This is a genomic window from Litoribacterium kuwaitense (genome assembly GCF_011058155.1).
GTDB classification, from domain to species: Bacteria; Bacillota; Bacilli; order Bacillales; family DSM-28697; genus Litoribacterium; species Litoribacterium kuwaitense.
In genome coordinates, this window is the sequence record NZ_JAALFC010000024.1 from 1 (window position 1) to 22,457 (window position 22,457).

The 22,457-nt window shown below is 44.5% G+C and carries 27 protein-coding genes and 2 pseudogenes; 20 read left to right on the forward strand and 9 right to left on the reverse strand.

Features of this window, described 5'->3' with window-relative positions:
- Positions 1 to 195 precede the first annotated feature (195 nt).
- The 14 genes and pseudogenes from G4V62_RS12210 to G4V62_RS20340 all read left to right on the forward strand — a co-directional run bounded on the left by G4V62_RS12210 (position 196) and on the right by G4V62_RS20340 (position 11,720).
- Positions 196 to 957: an SDR family NAD(P)-dependent oxidoreductase gene (locus G4V62_RS12210; protein ID WP_165202613.1), complete on the forward strand. Its 762-nt coding sequence runs from the start codon at positions 196 to 198 to the stop codon at positions 955 to 957.
- 63 nt (positions 958 to 1,020) lie between these two features.
- Positions 1,021 to 2,214: an ester cyclase gene (locus G4V62_RS12215; RefSeq protein WP_212508768.1), complete on the forward strand. Its 1,194-nt coding sequence runs from the start codon at positions 1,021 to 1,023 to the stop codon at positions 2,212 to 2,214.
- A 59-nt stretch (positions 2,215 to 2,273) separates the two neighbouring features.
- Complete coding sequence (locus tag G4V62_RS12220; protein WP_246218421.1) at positions 2,274 to 3,488, forward strand: iron-containing alcohol dehydrogenase; 1,215 nt, start codon at positions 2,274 to 2,276, stop codon at positions 3,486 to 3,488.
- A gap of 5 nt (positions 3,489 to 3,493) precedes the next feature.
- The gene (locus tag G4V62_RS12225) at positions 3,494 to 4,927 is read left to right on the forward strand and encodes an aldehyde dehydrogenase family protein (RefSeq protein WP_165202615.1); all 1,434 of its coding nucleotides are present in this window, start codon (positions 3,494 to 3,496) and stop codon (positions 4,925 to 4,927) included.
- A 36-nt stretch (positions 4,928 to 4,963) separates the two neighbouring features.
- On the forward strand, positions 4,964 to 5,587 hold the full coding sequence (locus G4V62_RS12230) for a cupin domain-containing protein (protein WP_165202617.1): 624 nt from the start codon (positions 4,964 to 4,966) through the stop codon (positions 5,585 to 5,587).
- Positions 5,587 to 6,300 carry an alpha/beta fold hydrolase gene (locus G4V62_RS12235; protein ID WP_165202619.1) on the forward strand — a complete coding sequence of 238 codons (714 nt, stop codon included), beginning with the start codon at positions 5,587 to 5,589 and terminating at the stop codon, positions 6,298 to 6,300. The genes G4V62_RS12230 and G4V62_RS12235 overlap by 1 nt, the downstream gene beginning before the upstream one ends.
- 15 nt (positions 6,301 to 6,315) lie before the next feature.
- Positions 6,316 to 7,089: an HpcH/HpaI aldolase family protein gene (locus tag G4V62_RS12240; RefSeq protein ID WP_165202621.1), complete on the forward strand. Its 774-nt coding sequence runs from the start codon at positions 6,316 to 6,318 to the stop codon at positions 7,087 to 7,089.
- 320 nt (positions 7,090 to 7,409) lie between these two features.
- On the forward strand, positions 7,410 to 8,717 hold the full coding sequence (locus G4V62_RS12245) for an MFS transporter (RefSeq protein ID WP_246218422.1): 1,308 nt from the start codon (positions 7,410 to 7,412) through the stop codon (positions 8,715 to 8,717).
- 515 nt (positions 8,718 to 9,232) lie between these two features.
- Positions 9,233 to 9,448 (forward strand): DUF3955 domain-containing protein, encoded by a 216-nt coding sequence (locus tag G4V62_RS12250; RefSeq protein ID WP_165202623.1) that lies wholly within the window; start codon positions 9,233 to 9,235, stop codon positions 9,446 to 9,448.
- 171 nt (positions 9,449 to 9,619) lie between these two features.
- Positions 9,620 to 9,733: pseudogene (locus tag G4V62_RS19935) on the forward strand (DUF817 domain-containing protein); the annotation flags it as partial.
- 194 nt (positions 9,734 to 9,927) lie between these two features.
- Positions 9,928 to 10,482: a sigma-70 family RNA polymerase sigma factor gene (locus G4V62_RS12255; RefSeq protein WP_165202625.1), complete on the forward strand. Its 555-nt coding sequence runs from the start codon at positions 9,928 to 9,930 to the stop codon at positions 10,480 to 10,482.
- Positions 10,475 to 10,699 (forward strand): hypothetical protein, encoded by a 225-nt coding sequence (locus tag G4V62_RS12260; RefSeq protein WP_165202627.1) that lies wholly within the window; start codon positions 10,475 to 10,477, stop codon positions 10,697 to 10,699. Before G4V62_RS12255 ends, G4V62_RS12260 begins: the two co-directional genes overlap by 8 nt.
- Entirely contained in the window at positions 10,672 to 11,517 is an 846-nt protein-coding gene (locus G4V62_RS12265; RefSeq protein ID WP_165202629.1) for a DUF4179 domain-containing protein, read from the forward strand. The genes G4V62_RS12260 and G4V62_RS12265 overlap by 28 nt, the downstream gene beginning before the upstream one ends.
- A 74-nt stretch (positions 11,518 to 11,591) precedes the next feature.
- Positions 11,592 to 11,720 carry a hypothetical protein gene (locus G4V62_RS20340; RefSeq protein WP_281359121.1) on the forward strand — a complete coding sequence of 43 codons (129 nt, stop codon included), beginning with the start codon at positions 11,592 to 11,594 and terminating at the stop codon, positions 11,718 to 11,720.
- A gap of 97 nt (positions 11,721 to 11,817) precedes the next feature.
- On the opposite strand, the gene G4V62_RS12270 is transcribed toward G4V62_RS20340, so the two are convergent.
- The gene (locus G4V62_RS12270; RefSeq protein WP_165202631.1) at positions 11,818 to 12,447 is read right to left on the reverse strand and encodes a YdhK family protein; all 630 of its coding nucleotides are present in this window, start codon (positions 12,445 to 12,447) and stop codon (positions 11,818 to 11,820) included.
- 244 nt (positions 12,448 to 12,691) lie between these two features.
- On the opposite strand from G4V62_RS12270, the gene G4V62_RS12275 reads away from it, so the two are divergent.
- Entirely contained in the window at positions 12,692 to 13,381 is a 690-nt protein-coding gene (locus G4V62_RS12275; RefSeq protein ID WP_376768312.1) for a DUF421 domain-containing protein, read from the forward strand.
- Positions 13,382 to 13,434: 53 nt separating this feature from the next.
- Here the strand turns inward: G4V62_RS12275 and G4V62_RS12280 are convergent, their stop codons facing one another.
- The 7 genes and pseudogenes from G4V62_RS12280 to G4V62_RS12300 all read right to left on the reverse strand — a co-directional run bounded on the left by G4V62_RS12280 (position 13,435) and on the right by G4V62_RS12300 (position 16,031).
- A complete protein-coding gene (locus G4V62_RS12280; RefSeq protein ID WP_246218423.1) occupies positions 13,435 to 13,722 on the reverse strand; it encodes a ferritin family protein in 288 nt (95 codons plus the stop codon).
- A 4-nt stretch (positions 13,723 to 13,726) separates the two neighbouring features.
- The gene (locus tag G4V62_RS19940) at positions 13,727 to 13,876 is read right to left on the reverse strand and encodes a hypothetical protein (protein WP_246218424.1); all 150 of its coding nucleotides are present in this window, start codon (positions 13,874 to 13,876) and stop codon (positions 13,727 to 13,729) included.
- A pseudogene (locus G4V62_RS12285) lies at positions 13,861 to 14,233 on the reverse strand (ferritin-like domain-containing protein). Before G4V62_RS12285 ends, G4V62_RS19940 begins: the two are co-directional and overlap by 16 nt.
- Before the next feature lie 279 nt (positions 14,234 to 14,512).
- Positions 14,513 to 14,701, reverse strand: a complete 189-nt coding sequence (locus tag G4V62_RS12290) for a hypothetical protein (protein ID WP_165202611.1) — start codon at positions 14,699 to 14,701, stop codon at positions 14,513 to 14,515.
- Positions 14,702 to 14,777: 76 nt separating this feature from the next.
- Positions 14,778 to 15,182: a (deoxy)nucleoside triphosphate pyrophosphohydrolase gene (locus tag G4V62_RS12295; RefSeq protein ID WP_165202635.1), complete on the reverse strand. Its 405-nt coding sequence runs from the start codon at positions 15,180 to 15,182 to the stop codon at positions 14,778 to 14,780.
- A 204-nt stretch (positions 15,183 to 15,386) separates the two neighbouring features.
- Positions 15,387 to 15,503 carry a putative holin-like toxin gene (locus tag G4V62_RS20855; RefSeq protein WP_376768311.1) on the reverse strand — a complete coding sequence of 39 codons (117 nt, stop codon included), beginning with the start codon at positions 15,501 to 15,503 and terminating at the stop codon, positions 15,387 to 15,389.
- Between the two features lie 219 nt (positions 15,504 to 15,722).
- Positions 15,723 to 16,031 (reverse strand): helix-turn-helix domain-containing protein, encoded by a 309-nt coding sequence (locus G4V62_RS12300; protein WP_165202637.1) that lies wholly within the window; start codon positions 16,029 to 16,031, stop codon positions 15,723 to 15,725.
- Positions 16,032 to 16,380: 349 nt separating this feature from the next.
- On the opposite strand from G4V62_RS12300, the gene G4V62_RS12305 reads away from it, so the two are divergent.
- From G4V62_RS12305 to G4V62_RS12320, 5 genes are read left to right on the forward strand one after another with little or no spacing between them, the layout of a single operon-like run.
- Positions 16,381 to 17,709, forward strand: a complete 1,329-nt coding sequence (locus tag G4V62_RS12305; protein WP_165202639.1) for an ABC transporter substrate-binding protein — start codon at positions 16,381 to 16,383, stop codon at positions 17,707 to 17,709.
- Between the two features lie 38 nt (positions 17,710 to 17,747).
- A complete protein-coding gene (locus tag G4V62_RS12310; protein WP_165202641.1) occupies positions 17,748 to 18,656 on the forward strand; it encodes a carbohydrate ABC transporter permease in 909 nt (302 codons plus the stop codon).
- Positions 18,656 to 19,189 carry an ABC transporter permease family protein gene (locus G4V62_RS12315; RefSeq protein ID WP_246218425.1) on the forward strand — a complete coding sequence of 178 codons (534 nt, stop codon included), beginning with the start codon at positions 18,656 to 18,658 and terminating at the stop codon, positions 19,187 to 19,189. Before G4V62_RS12310 ends, G4V62_RS12315 begins: the two co-directional genes overlap by 1 nt.
- The gene (locus G4V62_RS19945) at positions 19,147 to 19,473 is read left to right on the forward strand and encodes a carbohydrate ABC transporter permease (RefSeq protein WP_246218426.1); all 327 of its coding nucleotides are present in this window, start codon (positions 19,147 to 19,149) and stop codon (positions 19,471 to 19,473) included. The genes G4V62_RS12315 and G4V62_RS19945 overlap by 43 nt, the downstream gene beginning before the upstream one ends.
- Positions 19,474 to 19,492: 19 nt before the next feature.
- A complete protein-coding gene (locus tag G4V62_RS12320; protein WP_312855491.1) occupies positions 19,493 to 21,673 on the forward strand; it encodes an ADP-ribosylglycohydrolase family protein in 2,181 nt (726 codons plus the stop codon).
- A 145-nt stretch (positions 21,674 to 21,818) separates the two neighbouring features.
- Here G4V62_RS12320 and G4V62_RS12325 read toward each other — a convergent pair whose 3' ends face one another.
- Complete coding sequence (locus G4V62_RS12325; RefSeq protein ID WP_165202643.1) at positions 21,819 to 22,424, reverse strand: YdcF family protein; 606 nt, start codon at positions 22,422 to 22,424, stop codon at positions 21,819 to 21,821.
- Positions 22,425 to 22,457: the final 33 nt, after the last annotated feature.

Genomic DNA, 22,457 nt, shown 5'->3' on the forward strand with positions numbered 1-22,457 from the left:
AAAAGCTCGTTTCACTGATTGAACAACATGAAGATACGGATACGAGCATTCAAATTATTTTAGAGCCTGATTTAATTCAGCGGAAGACGACAGGGATCTCTGCAGACATAAAAAACTGATCGTGGCAGTCTCTTCTCAGTCATTGGCGGCTCGCTTCAGTCTTTATAAAACGGTGTAGAAAGGAGGGGCGTTTTCATGAGTGACTTTTCGGAATTAAAAGACAAGAAAGTGTTAGTGACTGGCGGAAGTAAAGGGATTGGGAAGGACATCGCGCTCGCTTTTGCAAAACATGGTGCGAGCGTAGTCATATCGGGGCGGAACGAACCTGTACTATCTGAGACCGTTCAACAATTAAAACTACATCACGAAAATTGTTTCTATGTGACAGCTGATATGCAAAAAGTAGCGGACATCTATGCCATGGTCGATCATGCTGCTCACACGATGGGGGGATTAGACATCGTCGTGAACAATGCCGGTGTGAACATTCCGAAGCCGGCGACCGAAGTGACAGAGGACGACTGGGACACCATTCTCGATACGAATTTAAAAGGGAGCTTCTTCTGCTCGCAACGGGCTGGACAATATATGATTCCGCAAAAACAAGGAAAAATCATTAATATTGTTTCACAAATGGCATTTGTCGGCTACGTAAAGCGCGCCGCCTATTGTTCGAGCAAAGGAGGAGCTGTCCAGCTTACGAAGGCGCTAGCGGTAGAATGGGCGCCATATCAGGTTAAAGTGAACGCTGTTGCCCCTACATTTATTGAGACGGAGCTCACGGCAAACATGTTTGCCGATGACGACTTTTACCAAGATGTGTTACATCGAATACCGCTCGGTAAGTTGGCGCAGCCTTCAGATGTTACCGGTGCTGTGATTTTTCTCGCATCTGACATGGCGAATTTTATCACCGGAGAAACGATTAAAGTCGACGGTGGATGGACGGCTATTTAAGAATAGACGCTTGTCATTATTATTGAATGCGGATTCAAGTAATTCAATGGAAGGAGATATACAATGGTTGAAGAGCCTCGAAACGAAGAAAAACAAGAAACAGGTACACTGACGCAGACTGTGAATCAAGACGATAAAGTTTTCTATGGTGATGCAAAACAAGTCAATCGTTTAGGGTACGCGGACTATAACGAGTTTTCCAAAAATACCGCCCGCAAACAGAGCTTGCAAGGCTTTGACGATGACTATTTAGATTTTGTTGATTACATTATTAAAATTACGCATCGGATTTGGGAAGAGAAAGCGATTGGTTTGATTTATCAAACGTATCATAATGACGTCATCATGCATGCTGGTTCAACAAATATTCAAGGTGTGAATGAAGTCGTATCAGGAACGTTGCAAACGCTCCACGCTTTTCCAGATCGAACGTTAATTGCTGAAAATGTCATCTGGTCTGGGAATGATCAAGAAGGATTTCTTTCTTCGCACCGGATTATGTCAAACGCAACAAATTTAGGCGATTCAAGCTTCGGATCGGCGACAGGCAGACGAGCGTCGTTCAGAACCGTTGCCGACTGCTTCGTCCATTCGAATCGCATCGTTGAAGAATGGCTTGTCCGTGACAATTTACACCTCGTTCAGCAGCTCGGCTTTGACCCTGTTGTCATTGCCAAACAGCTTGCCAAGCAAGGGGAGAATAAAGCATCGTTGCAATCCCATTTTGGAGCCAGTCAAACGATGAGAGGACAGTTAGAGCCTGAATTGTACGTATCTCAAGCGACTAGCTTTGACATCGGTGATTTCATCCTGGAGATGTACAACAAAGTGTGGGATTGGCGCTTATTTAATCATGTTAAAGACTTTTACACCGATCACGCGGTCGTTCACTATATTTGTGATAAAGATTTGGTCGGTGCGGAGCAAATTCAAGGGATGCTTATCAGCTTGTTTGCGTCCTTCCCGAGAGCAAAGTTTACAGTTGATCGGGTGACCTGCAACGAAGGTGTCACTCATGATGAATGGGATGTTGCTGTACGCTGGCGCTTGCAAGGGCTCCATGAAGGGATTGGCTATTTTGGTCAGCCGAGCAAACAGCCGGTGGAGATTCTCGGTATTTCTCATTTGAAAGTTCGTGGCGAGCGGATTGTCGAAGAATGGATCACGTTTGATGGACTGGATGTCTTAAGGCAAATCTATCTAGGGATCAGTGAAGGCGAGGACGACGTTACAGAGCAATGCGTGCATGATGACTAGGTTCATGCACGGGCTTACACATTTTTGAATGCGCATTCAAAGATAAGGAGGAACCCTTTTTGAACACACACACGCTACAAAAACAGCCGGTCAAAGATGTTTCATTTCATGATTTTTTGATGCCTGGACATTTTCGTTTTGGTGTTGATGCGTTTTACACCTTGGCTGATGAAGTGCAAAAACTAAAGGTGAAGAAGCTTGTCGTTGTCAGTGATAAGGGGCTCGAGCGCGTCGGCGTCGTTCAACGAGTTCTTGATTTACTGGAACCCCTCGGTATCGAGATGAGCACCTTTACCGACATTTCCGGAGAACCGACGTTTCGTCTGTTGAAAAAAGCTGTGCAGTTTGTGAAGCAGGAAGAAAGTGAGCTTGTGATAGGGATTGGCGGCGGGAGCGCGCTTGATGTTGCGAAGGCGACTGCCGCGCTCGTTGACAAAACAGACGTAGAACCATTCATCAGTGGCGAGCAGACGATTGCGTCGCGAAACGTCCATTGTATCTTACTGCCGACGACTTCCGGTACGGGATCAGAAGTGACGATGAATGCCATTTTCGGAGATGAAGACCAGGCATTAAAGCGAGGCATCGTGAGCCCGAGCTTCCTTCCCGACCTTGCGATCATCGACCCTGCCCTGACGGTATCTTGCCCGCCGCGGGTGACGGCGGCTTCTGGTGTAGACGCTTTTACGCATGCCATCGAATCTTATATTGCTGTGAAAGCGACGCCGCTTACAAAAATCTATGCCGAACAAGCGATGAAGCTCTTTGCGGCAAATATTACGAAAGCCGTCCATCACGGGAAAAATGTAAATGCGAGAGTCGGGATGAGCTGGGTCAGTGCGTTGGCGGGCGTCTCGCTAGCAAATGCCGGTGTCGGCGCGGTTCATGCCCTTGCTTATCCACTTGGTGGTCAATATCACATTGAACATGGTGTCGCTAACGCATTGCTTATGCCATATGTGTTTGAAGTGACTGGCACAACGTGTACCCAAGAGATGGTCGATGTGGCAGGCTATGTGTCTCTTGGCAACTATACGGAGCGACCTCATGAGGCGCTTCATGCGGTTGTTGGCTATTTGTATGACTTACTGATAACACTCGACCTGCCGACATCACTCCAGGAGCTAGGGATTCAAAATGCAGATTTACCGGCTTTAGCGCAGCAAGCTGCAACGGTCGAACGTCTCTTAGCGAATACCCCTTATCGCTTGACAGAAGAAAAGATACTCCACATCTATGAAAAAGCTTATCAAGGAAAACTGCAAAGAGGGTGAGTGTAATGTTAAAAAAACTCGAAGAAAAGAAGCTGTACATTGGCGGAAGTTGGCAGGAAGCGAGCGATTACTACGAATTAAAATCACCGTATAACGGTGACGCTCTTGCTCGCGTGCCGCTCGCAAACGAAAGCGAAGTCGAAGCGGCGCTGGCTCGCGCTGAGGAAGGTGCGCAAACGATTCGCGATATGACGGCACTGGAACGATCCGTCATTTTAGAAAAGGTCGCACACTTATTTGAAGAAAGAGCGGAGGAAGCAGCCCTCATCTTAGCTAAAGAGTGCGCAAAACCGTTAAAGGCAGCGCGCGGTGAAATCGTCCGGACGATCGAAACATACAAGTTCGCGGCTGAAGAGGCGAAGCGCATCCACGGGGAGACGATACCAATGGATGCGGCGAAAAGTGGGAAAGACCGTTTTGCTTACACGATCCGCGAACCATTAGGCATTATCGCAGCGATCACGCCGTTTAATTTCCCGTTTAACCTTGTGGCCCATAAGCTCGGTCCGGCGATCGCCGCTGGGAATGCCGTTGTCTTAAAGCCAGCAAATCAAACGCCATTAAGTGCCTTATTCACGGCTGAGCTTTTTGAACAAGCCGGACTTCCGGACGGGGTGTTAAATGTTGTCACTGGGAAAGGGAGTGTCATTGGTGACATCTTAGTCAAAGACCCACGCGTGAAAATGGTGACCTTTACAGGCAGCGTCGACGTCGGTGCAGGGATCCGCGAAAAGGCGGGACTCAAAAAGGTCACGTTGGAATTAGGTTCAAACTCTGCGGTTATTATTGACAGTACCGACGATATCGACGCTGTCGTCGCACGTTCTGTCGAAGGTGCCTTTAGCTTCGCCGGCCAAGTGTGTATTTCGGTCCAACGCATCTATGTGCAAGAAGACTTATACGAAACATTTGTAAACAAATTCATCGAAAGGGCGAAAGATCTTGTGATTGGTGATCCGATGGCGGAAGAGACGGATGTGTCGGCATTAATTAACGAACGAGAAGCAGAAAGGGTGGAACAGTGGCTTCGTGAAGCTGTCGAAGCAGGAGCGGCCATCACCTATGGTGGAAAGCGCGAAGGGGGCGTTTTACAGCCGACTGTCATCACCGACGCACCAGCCAATGCGTCGGTCAACTGCCAAGAAGCGTTTGCCCCCATCGTCACAATCACGCCATATACAACGCTCGATAAGGCGATTGCTGCTGTCAACGACTCACAATATGGACTGCAAGCAGGGATTTATACGACATCGATTCACAGCGCGTTTGCTGCTGTCAACCAAATCAACGTAGGCGGGGTCATGGTGAACGATGTTCCGACGTTCCGTGTCGATCAAATGCCGTATGGGGGAGTTAAAAACAGTGGCACAGGCCGGGAAGGGATTAAATATTCTGTGGAGGAAATGACCGAGCTCAAGCTCGTTACATTTAAATTATAAATTTTATAAAAACATCATAAGTAAAGGAGCATGAACATGCAAACTCAACAACCAAAAGTTAAAAAAGTCGTTACAAATGAAGAAATGGAAAATAACTGGATTGTTCGTTTTGACGAACTGAAAGGCAAAGCGATTCCGCTCATGTTTATTGACAGCATTTTACCGGGGCATCAGCGCTTAAACTATGCCCTCATTGGTGATACAGCCAGTGAAAACGATAAATACTCACCGGAAATTACCGAGCCGCACGGCTTTCAGATTGGGATGGTGAAAGCACCCCCAGGAAACGGTCCAGCGTACCATACACACGATTATATCGAAGCGTTTCTCCCACTGACGGGAAAATGGCGCTTTTATTGGGGGAACAGTGCAGACGAAATCGAAGGTGAAACGATCATTGAACAATGGGATATGATTTCTTTACCACCTGGCTTATGGCGAGGCTTTGAAAATGTGAGCGATGAGGATGCGTGGGCGTTTGCTGTCCTTGAGCAGCATGAAGTGTTCGAAGGAAAGGACCCATACTGGGCGCCTGAAGTCATTCGGAAAGCGGCGGAACATGGCTTCCATGCGAATGACACAGGAAAAATGATCAAGCCCGAGAATTTCGAAGAATTAGAAAAGCAAATGGCAGAAAAGCTGCGAGCTGGCGAAAAATAATGGCAAAAGACGCTTTAATCTTACTTCCGGGAACGTTATGTGACGAGCGGCTTTGGGCGCACCAGACCGAATCACTAGCGGATATCGCCAATGTCACCATCGGCGATGTAACGAAAGATGATTCCGTTAAAGAGATGGCACAAACGATTCTAAAGCAGGCACCGGAACACTTTGCACTCGCCGGGCTGTCCCTAGGCGGAATTGTCGCTATGGAAGTCGTTCATCAAGCGCCAGAACGAGTGACGAAGCTCGCGCTGCTCAATGCCAACCCGTATGGACCAAAGCCCGAACAAAAGCAGGCTTGGGATCAATGGTTACGGATGGTGGAAGAAGGGCGATTTAGTGAAATCACTGAAAACCACCTTCTCCCACAATTAATCCACCCTGAGCGCCAAAGCAATCCACAATTGACGTCAACCATTATGGATATGGCTGAACAGATCGGTCCTGAAGCGTATGTCCGACAACTACGTGCTGTTGCCACTCGCACAGATGCACGAGAACGCTTGCGACAAATCAAGTGCCCGACCCTTCTTCTCGTCGGGCGCGATGATCCGGTGTGCCCAGTACAACTTCACGAGGAGATGGCAGAGCTCATACCGCATTCGACCCTTGAAGTAATTGAACATTGCGGTCATTTAAGCACGATGGAATGCCCTGAGGCTGTGACATCAGCGTTGCAAAATTGGTTGCGTTCAGCAAATGAAGCTTAGGAAAGGGCGAGGGTTATGAAGAATGCAGTGAAAGAAAAGCTTGCGACAGGAAAGCAGGTGCTTGGTTGCTTTATCGGCATCTACGCACCAAATATCGTCGAGATCATCGGGTATGCAGGTTACGATTTTATTGTCATCGACGATGAGCACGGCGCGTTCAGCCATTCTGAATTAGAGCAAATGATTCGTGCCGCCGATTCGGTCGGTCTTGTTCCGCTTGTCCGCGTCTCTTACGACCCTTCTAGCATCCAAAAAGCGTTAGATCGCGGCGCAAAAGGGGTACAAGTACCGATGGTCAATACGAAAGCAGATGCGATTCAGGCTGTCCAAAGGGCAAAATTTCCCCCTAAAGGAACGAGAGGAGCAGCCTATTCACATCGAGCAGCGCGATTTGGCAAAGATAGCGGAGCGGCATTTTTAAATGCCTCAGATGATCATATTATGATCATTCCGCACATAGAGACATTGGAAGCGGCTGAAAACTTTGAAAGCATTATGAGTGTGGAAGGGATTGACATGGCGTTTATCGGAACGACGGATTTATCGGTGAATATGGGCTACAAGGAAGCTGGTCCAATGCATCCCGACGTGCAAAAGGTCGTCAGCGACTTATATGCGAAGGCAGCCAAGAAAGATATGCCGATCGGTACCGTGGCCGCTAATGCTGAGGGAGCAAAGCGAGCGTTTGCGCAAGGTGCATCTTACGTCAGTGTTGTCGCTTTGTCTGTCATCCTGCAGTCTTTGGAGGACTTGCGCCATGCTTGCCAATACGAGGAAAAACGGCCGTAAAACGCTACGCTTGATCAACATATGCAGCAGACCGAGAGAAGCACTTTATTTTTCTCGGTCTGTTTTTTTCTTGATTTGAATTGATCACTGTGAGCGTGAGAAATGCTTGCGATACTCGCTCGGAGAACAGCCCACTTTAACCGGTTTCAACCGAGTCGCATTTTCCTTAGTATTTTCATTGATATTAAACGTAGTCTATGCAATGGTAAGAAGGTCTATAAAGATCTAAGAGTCGCTTTACACAAAGCCATCACGTATAATACCTATATAGGTATATATTCGTGCGCAACGAAATTTTGATATCAATGAAGGGAAGGCCTATGAAACAAACACATTTAGATAAATACGCATCATATGTTCATTCACAAGCTGAACAGCAAAAGTTGTATAAGCGTTCGTTAAAAATCGTTTTGTTATCGCAGATTTTAGGTGGTGCTGGGCTTGCAGCGGGAATTGCCGTTGGTGCTCTTCTAGCTAAGGAAATGTTAGGGACAGAAAGCTTTGCTGGCTTACCATCAGCTTTATTCACTCTCGGCTCCGCATTGGCTGCTTTTCTCATTGGGAGATTTTCGCAACGCTTAGGGCGGCGTTACGGCTTGTCCTTTGGTTTTATGACAGGTGGTGTGGGCGCAATTGGTGTCATTATTGCGGCGAATATTGATAACGTTGCTTTGTTATTTATCTCGTTATTTATTTACGGCTCAGGTACGGCAACAAACTTGATCGCTCGCTATGCCGGGACAGATTTAGCCAACGAAAAACAGCGAGCAACCGCCATTAGTATCGCCATGGTCGCTACGACATTCGGTGCCGTGGCCGGGCCAAACCTCGTCACACCAATGGGACACGTCGCTGAGGCCATCGGCTTTCATCCATTGTCCGGACCCTTTATTCTCGCTGCGGTTGCTTACCTGTCGGCAGGGTTAACGATTCTATTGTTGATGAGACCGGACCCGTTATTAGTGGCACAAGCGATCGCTCGTCATCAGGCTAAGCTGGCGAAAGAGTCGACAGCTTCGGAAGTGACAGGTGTGGAGCATCGTATCAATCGCATCGGTGTCTTTGCGGGCGCTTCGTTACTCATTTTATCGCAAGTCGTGATGGTCGCCATTATGACGATGACGCCAGTCCATATGGAAAATCACGGCAGTGGATTAACCGCAATCGGCCTCGTTATCGGGCTTCACGTCGCAGCGATGTACTTACCCTCACTTGGGACGGGCATGCTCGTCGATCGTATTGGTAGAAACGTGATGGGAGTTGCCTCGGCGTTTACCTTAGCGGCCTCGGGGCTTTTAGCCGCATTTGCTCCTGGTGATTCTCTCGTTTGGCTCACGATTGCTTTAATGCTCTTAGGGCTTGGTTGGAATTTCGGCTTAATTAGCGGTACTGCAATTATTATTGACTCGACAAATATTCATACCCGCGCAAAAATGCAAGGCTCCATCGATGTCGGTGTCGCTTTAGGCGGCTCTTTTGGCAGCATTGTATCCGGAATTGTCGTCGCTCAATCAAGCTACGCAATTCTCGGATTTATCGGCACGTACGTTGCGCTTATGCTCATTCCGATCATTTATTGGACGCGGATGAAGGAAAAGCGCCAGCAGAATCGCAGTTTTTCGGCTTAAGGATATCATTTAAAAACGAGACATAGCGTAAATACAGTCAGTGAAAAGGCTGCCATCTCATGCTTAGCATGTCTTGGCAGCCTTGTTTATGCCTTTAGCATTTGTCAAATAGGCATTTGTCCGGTCAGTGCTCCCTTATTTGTCTACCCGCGAACAACATTCAGGTCCTTACTATGCTTAGCAAAAACTGCTGTGTGGAAAGCACTTACGATTTAGAGCTGAAGTGAACATGAAGAGCCTTTGGCAGTCGGAACGTTAAAACCTGTTTATTTATGTTAAATAATATTTATTTGTCGTTTAACGATAAAAATCAATTGAATTACAAGTCGATATCTATTAGAATGCAATTAGTCGTTGAGAGGAGGATCTTCAAAGTTAACGCGATGGAGATGTAACAGAGCCTAGCTGTGAAGCTCCGAATGACTCTGGGCAAATGTTAGATAGAATTTGTGAGGTATTAGATTGTGTACCAAGCGTTTTTTACAATTCTAGAGGTTTGAAAGGAGAGGACGATCATGAAAAGAAAGTATTTGTATGCTTCTATACCAGTTATTATGGGGGCCATTTGTATGGTTAGTTACAACATCATTGGTTCAAGAGTGGAACCAGATGGCACTCTAGTAGAGCCATTTTTTCTCATTCCATTAGGTTATCTTTTTAGCTTTGTTGGAATTGCCACATTAATAATCTTCGCGCTTACCTCTTTTCTTAAAAATGGAAATCACCAATAAAGTTTTGGTCTTAGATTATAAAAACAAAAGTGAGGTATGGGGTGGCTATGGTAAGTGCTATGAATTAAAAATGTATTCTTTCATCGTTCACAGCATCTTGTACATGCACGATGTCCCATTGTGATTCATAGCTGACATTCGCCGCTTCTTGTTTTAATCGGAGGTGGAAAAATGACATACGGCAAAGATTTTATATACTTCGTTTTCCATCAAGCTTTATCATGTCTTTTTCCTGTTGTCATTTTTTTAACGCTTGCAGTTTCCCAAATTGTTAATGTCCCTGGCAACGTTCTCAACGAAATGATGAACGGGAAAGGACATCTAAAATCATCATATTGAAAAATTTTTTAGAGTTGTATGGGGTCGTATATTCGTTCCTGACAGCTCTTTTTTTGGTGGGACGTTTTTTGGCAGAAAGTCTACAGCGGTTTTAAAAAAGTCGATCCGTGTTGAGACTTTTTAAAGGGCATCGCAGTCTAATGGGTGACGTGTACACAGCGAAGGAATCCATGGAGAAAGTAAGTGAAAAGATGAAGAATAAAAAACAAGAAGAGCGGTTCCTCTCTTTAATTCATGAGCATCATCACCGGCTATATCGTATTGCGTTCAGCTATGTGAAAAATAAAGAGGATGCGTTAGATATTATTCAAGAATCTGTCTATAAAGGGTACAAATCCTACCATAAAGTGAAACAGCCCGAATACGAAAAAACGTGGATAACGAAAATCGTAATGAATTCAGCGATTGATTTTATTAAGAAAAATAAAAGGGTTGTACCTTTAGAAGAGACTGTTTTAGAGAATGTCGCCAGTCCGACAAGAGATATTGTAGAAGATAAACTGACGGTTGAGGAGGCGCTTGATCAGCTCAGTGAAAAGCAACGGGCTGTCGTTATTCTACGGTTTTTTGAGGATATGAAGCTGGCTGAAATCGCCGAGGTGCTTGATGCACCTGTCAGCACAATTAAGTCGCTCCTTTATCGAGCTCTTAAGCAAATTGAAGTTGACATGAAGGAGGCTGACACCTATGAATGACAAGAGGTTAATAGAATTGAAAAAACAATATGAGGATATTCACATTCCTTCTGAGCTGGAGGGTGCCATTCAGAAGGGAATAGAGCGAGGGCGAAGCGAAATGAGCAAAGAAAAAAAGTCAATCTCGCCTGTTTGGAAAGCTGTTGTCGGCTTCGTTGCCGCACTCGCCGTTTTGTCGGATCAATTAACGTGTCTCCGGCGCTTGCCAGTCAATTAAAAGGCATTCCAGTCATAGGTCAGCTCGTCGACATCTTGCAGTTTACGGATGGAGAAGCTGAAGGGGGGAGCATTACGGATGGCTCTGATGTGAGCTCTATAAGCCGGCTTGAAGAAAACGGCTTTGAGAAGATCGTCATTGGCTTTACGCAAAACGATGAACTACAAGCCGATGCTGGAGCATTTATGGTCAGCTACGCGGAGAATCCGTATACGATGCAATTTGAGATTGGCGGGGCACGAGGGTTTTCTGCCCAAGAGCAATTTGCTGCAATCAAGGAGAGTCCGTATGTGAAAGATGTTTATCCATTAATGACGCTGGATGATTCACTCATTCGATTTATCATTGAGTTTACTCGTCCAGTCGACTATGAAGTCATGGAAATGAAAGACCCTGCTAGCATCGTTCTTTATGTCAAGGAAGGTGAGCAGGCGGTGGAAACAACGACATATTCGTTGCGGACACAGTCTTATCCCTATGGAGAAGCAATAGGCCATCTTGAAGAAAGACTTATGGATGCTGATCCGTCGAGAATGCTAAAGGATGCTGAAGGAATGTATTTTATCGAAGTACAGCAGTTTGATACGGAAGAAGAAGCCGTGCAGAAACGAAATGAGCTGGCAGTGCAGATGGATGATGTCACATTATTCGTTGAGGAGCGGCGTGGGGTAGAAGCGCCCGTAAACGATCCAGCCCAGACTGAAAAAACGAATGAGGGAGACGCTGGACAGTCAGAAGCTGAATTAGAGGCACCGGCATTTTTCCAGTCTCCATTGAAGAAAACGGCGAGACGTATGATGGCAATATCGAGCTCTTAGAAGATCGATTAAACATTTACGGTGAGGATACAAGTGCTGAACCGAAGCATACATTCTATTATGAAGAAGTGACATTGACACAGCTAAAAGGCGAAGCTTCTTTCTTGTTGGACATTGAAACAGAAGGTGAGACGCTAACTGCCTCCGGTGTATTTGCCGATTTTTTCGCTGAGCTAGAAACATATACGGAAGTGAAAAAATAAGCTTTATTTTAGCCGAAATAGACTGCACTGATCAACATTACGATCGTTGATCAGTGCAGTTTTTAATTCATTCAAATGTTTCACGTGAAACGCGGCGTTATTTCGCGGACAGCTCATCTTCGGTGACCCATTTATGGTTGGTGACTTCTTCTCCACTCGTTGTTGATGTGTAGTCGACCATGTACACGGTCGTTTGTTGGGCTGAATCGATGGTGGCTGTTGCACCTTCCATGCCTTCCATGTGTTTTGCGGTCAGTGTAACTTCATCACCAGCTTCATAAGGCTCATCTTGAGCGTTTTTGATTTCTTCGTGAATGACCCATTTATGATTTTTGACAGGTTCTCCGCCATCTGTCGGTGTATAGGTGACTGTATAGACCGTCGTATTAAATGCGCCAGAAATGGTCGCTTCGGCTCCGTTCATACCTTCCATATGGCTAGCTTCAATGACAGCCTGGCTTCCTACAGGAAAAGTCGGGCTGTCTGCTTCCTGGAGGTCATCTGGAACGTCTCCTGAGCTGGAATGATTCATACTAGAATGATCAGTATCTTCAGCGGAGTCACCTGTTGTCGTACCTTCATTTGTTCCTTGGTCAGACTGTACTTCTTCTTCATTCGTCGTAGCCTCTTCATTCGTTTCCGGAGCGGGCTCATCTGTTGAGCCGTTAGCACATCCAGCCAAACCGAACACTGTCACCAATCCTAACGCTAATAGTTGTTTTTTCATGAATGAGACACCTCTTTGTTTTGTTTGTATCGGTCTTTTTATACCCTGATACGGTATGTGGTTAAACGTATTGTTTCTGATTTTAGGTCATGCGTTTTTAGCGTAGTTTGAACATTTTCTATTATTTTTTATACAGATACGGTTCCTTTCTTTAGAACACTACAGAATGTTTACGAGAAAAAATGAACAGACTATCGCTAACTGTAGAGAAGGAGGAAGTGTGGTGGTCGAACATCTTGAAATTATGTTGCGTTCCATTGCGTCTTTTGCTTTTCTTCTAATGGGTGCACGCATTTTAGGAAAGCAAACCGTTTCACAAATGTCGATCTTTGATTTTATTGCCACCATCTCGATGGGCTCTATTGCGGCCAATTTAGCATTTAATACAGATACTGAAGTGCATCATATGATGATTGCTTTAGGGGTCTTTATTGCTGTGACATTCTTATCCGCGTTTATCTCTTTAAAAAGTCGCAGAGGGAGAAAGCTATTTGCTGGTGACCCAACGGTCGTGATTGAAAACGGAAAGATTTTAGAAAAAAACATGCGCAAAATGCGCTATACATTAGACTACTTAAATCAACAGTTGCGGGAAAAAGATGTCTTTGCAATCGAGGAAGTGCTCTTTGCACTTGTTGAAACGAATGGCACATTAACCGTGTTAAAAAAGCCGCATTTCCGAACTGTGACAAGGCAGGACTTAAATGTGCCCGTGAATCGTGAACAACGATTGCCAATAGAGCTCATCATGGATGGAGATGTCATTGAGAAAAATTTAACAGAAAATCATCTATCACAAACATGGCTGCAGGAGGAATTGAAAAAACGACAGCTCAAAAGGTCGGAGGTCGCCTATGCCGTACTGGCGGCGAATGGGCTTGTCTATGTAGATACATATAAGGATCATATCAAATCGCCAGTGGATGAAGAATAAAATAGAGCAGCTTACTGAGCTGCCCTTGCTTTTAGAAGCGCAGCAAGCTTCGTTCAACGGCGGCAAGATGAGTCACGCACTTGCGTAAACACGGTTCTCACATCTAAAGGAAGGTCCATGGATAGAAATCGTTCATACATCGCAAAGTTGTCGAGTTCTCCTTGAACACCGGCGGGATAGGCAGCTTTAAGGGTTTCGGGCGTGGTCACAAGGGACTGTGACGTATCCTCAGGAATGGGCGCCTCATATCGTTCAAATAGAGGCAGAAGTGCATTGATATGCCTTAATTCGGCTTCTTTTATCTTTGTAAATGTGCGAACGGGACTAAAGGTGCTGATCATACGGTCATAGCGTGCGTGCTAAATATTCGTCTTGAAGCGCATAGGTGAGCATTTGCGGTAACGCTAGCGTCGTTGCGTTTAATGCGCGAATCGCGCCGTAATCTGATGCTTGCTGGCGTATGTTTGGTGCGTTCTTTTTTAAAAAAGAAACCATACGGCGTGATTTTGTTCATCTTGAGCAGCACGGCGGGAACGTTCTTTCGTAAAATGATCCTGTGCCTGATCGGCGATATCTAAATAAAAATCTACTGTTTCTTGCTCATCCGTAAAAGCAAATTCAATGCCCTTCCCGATAGTTGTTTGGGCATTCTTCGATGATTATATACGTCGGTTGCGTTCCAGAGAGGAAAGTGTAAATTCTCGTAAATTCCTCTAAATGGCGCTTTTCATCGTTGCATATTTCTCTTATTCTTTTCTTTTCCTTCTGTGTGGGTGCCATTTTTACAAGTTTTTCATAACAAGCAATGGCACTGTACTCACCATTGATCGCTTTCTGAATGTCTTTAAGCAGTTGCGCGTTGGCGTTATTGCGAAAATCTTCAGCCGGATAAGATGTGTAAGGATAAGCATACGGATAGGTATACAAGATTGTCCTCCTTTTTTTGTATCATCACCGTATTGTATGTAGAGGGCGTGGGTAGGCGTGCATGTTTTGGAAGAAGGTTGGGATCGGGGGAGAATTATCGACGTGTGAAGAATGAAGAACTTGTCTTAAAAGCGCTCGGAAAGACTAAAGAGTGCGTTGACAGATATTTAAGGCACCCATAAGACAGAGGTGCCTCGAAACGTATCATTTGTATCCTTGAATGATTAAGCTTTCTAAGGAGGAAATGCGCTCACAGCCGTCCTTCGTAATGACGACTTGCTCTTCTAGTTTGACCCCTTCTTTTCCGCTCATTTCACCGATATAGCTTTCCACACAGATGATCATGTTTTCTTCAAAATAACCGTAGTTTTGTTGTTGAAAACTGGTCTCCAAACATTCGTGATAAAGTTCTATAAGCTGGGATTTGCTTTCTCTCATTTTGGGAAGAGGCTATTTACGATGCAAGACCTCAAGAGCGGGATTTACGTTTTATGAGCCAACCCACTGTTTCCAAATCCAATTCTGGCCATTCTAGTTTGTTAAGCTCCTGGCGTTTGACCCACCGAACTTCCTTATGCTCGTAAGCTTGTGGCTGGCCTGAGACGAGTCGGCAAGCAAATGTATGTAATGTAATTCGCGATGCTTCTTTTTCGATCGTGGACATTGCAATTTTTTCTCCTACAGCAATATAGCACCCTAACTCCTCTTGAATCTCACGGGTGAGAGCCGTTTCAAACGTTTCCCCAGCCTCCACCTTGCCACCAGGAAATTCCCAGAGAAGAGGCATGCTCATTTTTTCAGAACGCTGAGCGCACAATACTGCGTCATCTTCTTCTCGTACAATAACAGCACCAACGACATGCATTTCTTTCATGAAAAATCTCCTTACGTAACGATTTATTCTATCCAACGTGAATATTTTATTTTGCGACAATTTCATGGTATACTTCAAAGTAGAAGAACATATAATAAAAAGCCACGAGTGCGACCAACACCCGCGGCTAAGCAATATCGGTTCCAAAAATGGATTGGCCTGGGAATCGTCGTAATCCGCCAGAGCGCTCACTCTTAGGGCGGATTACTTATTTCTTGTAGAGATCAAGAAAACAAGCGTTCCGAATGCCAACATTAAAGTCAAAGCTTCATATGTCGTTATCGGCAGCACCCCCTTTCTAAAAAAGGAGTGCCAATCCACCCGTGAGTTCCGAATATTGCTTCTACTTAGGATAACATGTTCAAGAACGCAGATGGACTACGATTTAAGAAAGATAAGAGTTGTATCAAAGAAATAAGGGCTGTTGAGGAAAAACTCCTCAGCGCTCTTTTTTGTTTTTCGGGAAAAATAGGCTTAGAAAGCGGATAAGTGAAAGCATAAAAAAGCAAGGGAACCCTTGCCCTTGCACGTAGACCCTTGTTACTTCCCCCTGCTTAACATCGATTCAATAAAGCCATTTAAATGCATTCGTTCTTCTTCGGTTAATTGCTTTAGGCTCTCCAAGAGACGCAAAATGTCTGGCGGAAGCGTTGTTTTTTCCCCGAAAAATTCACTGAGAGATACGTCGAGGGCGTCGCAGATTAATCGTAATTTGTCCAAGGATGGCATCGTTCGGCCTCGCTCAATATCGCTTAAATAGGGTTGAGATACAAATGCTTTTTTGCCTAATTCATTTAATGTTAAACCTTTAGCTAAGCGAAGATTCTTCAATTTTTCACCAATATTCATCTGCATCACCTTCCTTTATTATAAAGCTGTTGCAATCCAATAAGGTCGGTTATTCAGCGTTCTTTATATCGTAAATAACTATTTTATCTATTTACAAATTCGTTATTGGTGATAGAATAGTCATAGTTTTTTAAAAGTGTCTTTTATAAAGGTGGTGAAAGTGTTTAATAATACTATTTTATTTGAAAGCGGTTTCGTAAAGCTAGTTTAAGTTGCATGTTTTAGGGATAGCTTCAAAAGAATTCGAAACAGGTTTTAAATGTTATAGGATTGTGAGCATCCCAACGTTTGCTTTAGAAAGTAAACTACAGAGATTGTAAGTAAACATTCAGCTTTAGGGGGGATAACAGTGATAAGAAAGAAAGGGATTGTCGGATTTTTAATGGTTCTCATGGTATTTTCTGCGACAGCCTGTGGTAGTGGACAGACAGATCGCTCGACAGGAGAAAACGCGACAGAGAAGGTTGAGCTACTGTATATGACACATATACCTGAAAATGAAACGCAGGAAGACATTATTGCAAACGAAGTCATTGGGGCTTTTGAAGAAGCGAACCCGAATATTTCAGTGAAGTGGGTTCACAATGAAGACCCAGTGTCCCTCATCAGACAGCAAATGGTTGCCGGAGCAGGTCCGGATGTTGTTTTGGTCGATGGACCGACGCAAGTCATGCAATTTGCAAAATCAGATTATTTACTGCCTTTAGATGATTTCGCTGCGACGTATGGTTGGGAGGATCGCTATTTCGATTGGGCGTACAATACTGGATTTGTTGATGGAAAGCTCTATGGGCTGCCAGGACAATATGAATCCATGGTCGTTTGGTACAACAAAGATATCTTTGCAGAAAAAGGTTGGGAAGAACCGCAAAATTTTGCCGAGTTTATGAATTTAAATCTAGAGATTCAAAACGAAGGACTCATCCCTTTTGCCTTTGGAACGACCGATTTCAGACCAGCCAACGAATGGTGGCTCTCTTTGGTGTATAACTCGTATTTAGGAGCAGAGGAAATGAAAAAGGTACTAAAAAACGACGTGCCCTGGACGAGTGATTTGGTCAGAGAGGCAACGACGCTATGGAAAGACATTTGGCAAGAGGGCTACATTAATGAAAAGAAATCACACGCCATTTCTGGAGACGATGCATGGTCGTTATTTAGAAGCGAGCAAGCTGTTATGAAGATGGACGGCACTTGGGCAACCGCGACGCTGACAACAGAGCCTACGGATTTTGAAACAGACTTCTTCGTCATGCCAAGTTGGAGAGAAGGTGTCGAACCAACATTGCCGATGGCGCTGGGAGAATCCGCAGGGATCAATGCTTCTACTGAACATCCTGAAGAAGCGGCGTTACTGCTTGATTGGTTATTTAGTGATGAGGTTGGTTCGATCATGTTTAATCAAGGCTATTTCTATCCAAACCAAGGGATTGAGCCTCCAGAGGACGTGCAACCCCTCGTAGCCGATGTTTATAAGGGATTAAATCGATCGATTGAAGCAGGCAATACGGGTTTTGCCTCTTGGACTTATTGGGGTCCGAATGTCCAATATTATCTATGGGACAACATTGATCAAGTTTTCCTCGACCAAATGTCTGTTGAAGACTATTTAGCTGAGGCGCAAAAAAATGCTGAGAAAGATGAAGAAGAAGGTCTGCTGTTTAATTTTGAAAATTGAAAATAAATGAAAGGATTTTTAGAAAGGAGGATACAGATATGGCGACGATCGCCTATCAGAAAGCAATGAAAGAAAAGCAAAAGTGGAGCAGACAACTTTTACCGTGGCTCCTTTTATCACCAACGATCGTATTAATGACGCTTGTCGTCGCTGGACCGATTGTCGGTACCATTTGGCTTTCTTTTACCGATTGGAACGGTATTGCGGATCCGAATTTTATCGGGTTTGAAAATTTCTTGCAATTGGTGCAAGATCAGCATTTTTATGCAGCATTGGTCAATAACGTCAAATGGATGATTTTCTTTTTAACCGTTCCAGTGATTGTAGCGTTAGCCGTTGCTTTGCTCATTAGCAAAGTGCAGGCTGGTAAAACATTTTATCGCATGATGATCTTTATTCCGTATATCGTCGCAACAGTCGTTACGGCAAAGATATGGCTGCTGATGTACAACCCTTATGTAGGTCTAAATACGATATTGGAAGAATGGGGTTTAAATTTTTTAGCCTTATCGTGGCTTGGAGATGAAAGAGTTGCTCTGATCGCTGTTGCGCTTGCAGATGGCTGGCATTTTTATGGGTTCCTTGTAGTGTTACTGATGATTGCTCTGCAGCAATTGGATAAAAGCCTCGAAGAAGCGGCGCGCGTGGAAGGAGCAAACAAATTGCAAATATTTTTTCATGTCACTTTGCCGCAATTACGCCCTACGCTCGTCATGATTTATATGCTTCTGATTATTTGGTCATTTGCGGCCTTTGATTATGTGTACGTCATGACGCAAGGGGGACCAGGAAACGCGTCGGAATTACTGGCGACGTATATGTACGATCTAGCCATGTACGGTCAAGAACCAGGCTATGCGAGTACAGTAGCGTTAACGATGGGATTGTTCAGCATTGTTGTCATTACAGGTTTTGGAATTTTGAAGAAAAAGGGCTGGGATGTTTAATGAAAAAATACTTGGATTGGCGTCATATCCCTTTACTATTCATCGTTATGCTAACTGCTGGACCGCTTATTTTATTGTTTAGTAATGCTGTGAAGCCAAGGGACGAATTTCACGCAAACCCATTAGGATTACCGACGAGGATGGAGCTTGCCAATCTGATCGAAGCTTGGCAAACAGGCGGGTATGGACAAGCCTTTTTAAACAGTATGATTGTTGGCTTTTCGTGCATCATCATTATCACGATCAGTGCAGGTTTCGCAGCCTATGCCTTATCAAAAATAGCGTTTAAAGGATCAGAGCTAATCATGGGTTTTTTACTCTTCACCCTCTCCATTCCGATGGGTCTGTTCCTTGTCCCGCTGTTCTTTATATGGAAGCAATTGAATTTAATGGACAGCTTACTAGGGATTATTTTAATATACTCTGCGATCTTTTTACCATTAACATCTTTTTGCTCCGATCTTTTTTTGTCTCGATCCCAAACGAACTTTTGGATAGTGCGAAAATTGACGGCTGCAATGAATTACAAGTGATGACTCGTATCATACTCCCGTTGGCAAGCCCAGCTTTTTTGACGGTCATTTTATTAGTAGGTTTATGGACGTGGAACGAATTCTTTTTTGCAAATGCTTTCTTACAGTCAGAAGACATTAAGACGGTGGCGACACGGTACTTGGCCTTTACGGGGCGTTTTAGTTCTGACTGGACCATGCTGTCGGCTGCAGGAGTCATTACCATTCTGCCAATTACAATCATCTTTTTAATTCTGCAAAGACAATTTATTGAGGGGATCGCTGAAGGCAGTGTGAAAGGTTAATGTATAGGAGGAGATTATCGTGGCAAAAGAAAAGCTTAAAAGTGATCAAGCCATGCACTATATCCAGGATGATTATGTAGAGCGGGTTTATGCAGGATGGCTTGGGAAAGTGATCGGTGTCCGTCACGGGGCTAATATTGAACAATGGAGTTATGAGCGCATCGAGAAAGCATTTGGAGAAATCACTGGATATATACACAATTTTCCAAATTTTGCAGCGGATGATGATACAAACGGTCCAATTTTCTTTTTAAGATCGTTAGAGGATTACACGTATACAAGAGACATTACGGCTGAACAGATGGGACACTCGTGGTTAAATTACGCACCCGATGGTCACGGTTTTTATTGGTGGGGAGGATACGGTAAATCGACAGAGCATACAGCCTATCTGAATATGAAGCATGGCATGAGTGCACCGCGCTCGGGTTCGATCGAACAGAATGGCAGCGCAGTGGCGGAGCAGATCGGCGGGCAAATCTTTATTGATGTATGGGGCATGATTGCACCGAATCACCCACAGTTGGCCGCAGAATATGCTGAGAAGATCGCGAGTGTTTCACACGATGGGAACGGTAAATACGGTGGGATGTTTATTGCCGCATGCATCGCGGACGCTTTTCAGCAAACCGATGTTGAACAGCTGATCGAAACAGGGTTACGTGTCATTCCCGAAGACTGTGAATATGCTGAGGTCACAAGGGATATCATTCGTTTTTATCATCAACACCCGTCGGATTGGAGAAAGTGTTTTCAATATGTGTATGACAATTACGGTTACGATAAATATCCGGGGAATTGTCATATCATTCCGAATGCTGCGGTGATGATCTTGTCTTTATTATATGGTGAGGGGGATTTTTCCAAGACAATTAACATTTGTAATATGTGTGGTTGGGATACAGATTGTAATGTAGGGAACGTCGGAAGTATTTTAGGTGTCATGAATGGTCTTGAAGGCATCGATTCGTCATGGCGAGAGCCGATCAATGATTTTCTATGCTGCTCAAGCGTCATAGGGTCATTAAATATACTAGACATCCCATGGTGTGCATCGTATACAGCGCAATTTGGCTATAAAATTGCTGGAATCAAGCCACCTAAGGCATGGGCTGATATTCTTGAGCGGAAGAACAGGCATTTCCATTTTGAATACCCTGGCTCGACGCACGCATTTAGAACAGATCATGACGCTGATCACGATGTGACAGGGTTTGTTACAAATACAGATGAAGCTGCTTTTACCGGACATCGATCTTTAAAAGTCGTGTTTGATTATTGTAATGGTGGTTATGGATATCGGGCGTTCGTAAAAACGTATTATACCCCTGAAGATTTTGACGATAGCCGGTATGATCCTAGCTTCTCTCCAACACTCTATCCTGGTCAGTCGCTATCCGGTCAAGTATTGATTCCAAAAGGGGGTGTTCAAGATGTCAAAGCGAGGCTTTACGTGAAAGGTCGCAATACACAACTTCGCTATCACGGTGAAGAAGTGACTCTCGTGCCAGGGCAGTGGCAGCAACTGCACTTTACAATCCCAGCGCTGAAAGGAGTATGTATTGAGGAGGCGGGTGTTGAATTTATTCCAGTACAAGAAGAAAGAAGGACAGGCGGGCTCCCTTCTTTGATCGGATTTATCGATGATTTTGCCTTCACCGGTCTGCCTGATTATGAAGTTGACTTTGCGGAAGAACAGATCGAAAAGTGGAACGAGCTTCATACGGAAGTCAGCCAATTCACGTATTTGAGAGGGATTTGGACTTTGGAAAACGGTGAGCTCAGTGGTAGCTACGCAGGCGAACCGGCGGAAGCGTACACCGGAGATGTGCATTGGAAGAACTATGAATTTGCAGCAGAAGTCATTCCGCAGGTAGGCGATTATCACCAGATAAACTTTAGAGTACAGGGTGGAGTTCGGTCCTACGCTGTCGGGTTTGCCAAGAATCATAAATTGACCCTTTATAAAAACGATGTAGGGTATCAAGTGCTCGCCAATGAAGATTATGAATGGCAGGTTGGCAAAAAGTATCTCCTCAAAGTAAGAGCGATCGATCAGGAATTTACGGTTTATGTAAACGATGAACGCATCTTGCAATTTACAGACAACGATTCTCCGTATCTAACGGGTCAAATAGGATTTTCAAACTTTCATGGAAGCCATACCCATTATCGACGTTTTTGGGTCAAGGGGGTATAAACGACATGTAGGGCCTGTCTAATTCATGGATAAAAGCGACCCTGAGAATGTTTTCAATATAACATTCTTAGGGTTTCTTCTCTTTATATTCACAGTGACGACAAAGTTTTTTGGGCAAACGTTACTCTAGCTCGCGGTTTCGCTCTCATATGTTGACATCCATATCCAGCAACGCCCCTTGCTTCACATACTTAATCAATTTTGTACATTCTTCCTTCACACGTTTTCTGCCGATCTCTGTATGGAACCACCCATCCGGTCGCGTCATTTTGTCATTGACAGGACATAGTGTATATTCTATCCAGTGAGGCATGTATGTTTTTAAGGTTAGATGCAGCCTGCGCATATGATAAAACGTCGTGACGACTAAAATCCTCTCAATATGGTGTAAGGAGAACGCTCGGTCTAAGACGAGGAGAGAGGCGAGGACGTTTTCTTTTGTATGTAATGAGAGATCCTCGGTCAAAATAGCCGTTTCTGGCACACCGAGCCCCATCGCTTCTTTTTTCAATGTGATCGCTTCAGGTCGTTCGTTTCCATCCCATACGACACCACCAGAAAAGAGCATTTTTCGAGCCCTTCCTTCTTCATACAGCTGCACGGCTTTTGGTAAACGGTACAGTACCGCTTTACTACTTCCGGCGACAAAGATGCATTCCCCACTTTTACCATTATCTTTAATGTCTTTAAAAAGTAAGTTAGTCATTTGTTGATCTGAGAGTTTTTCCGCTTCTAATTGAGAGATATACATAGGGTCACCTCAGGTGGTTGAAATGATTGGAGT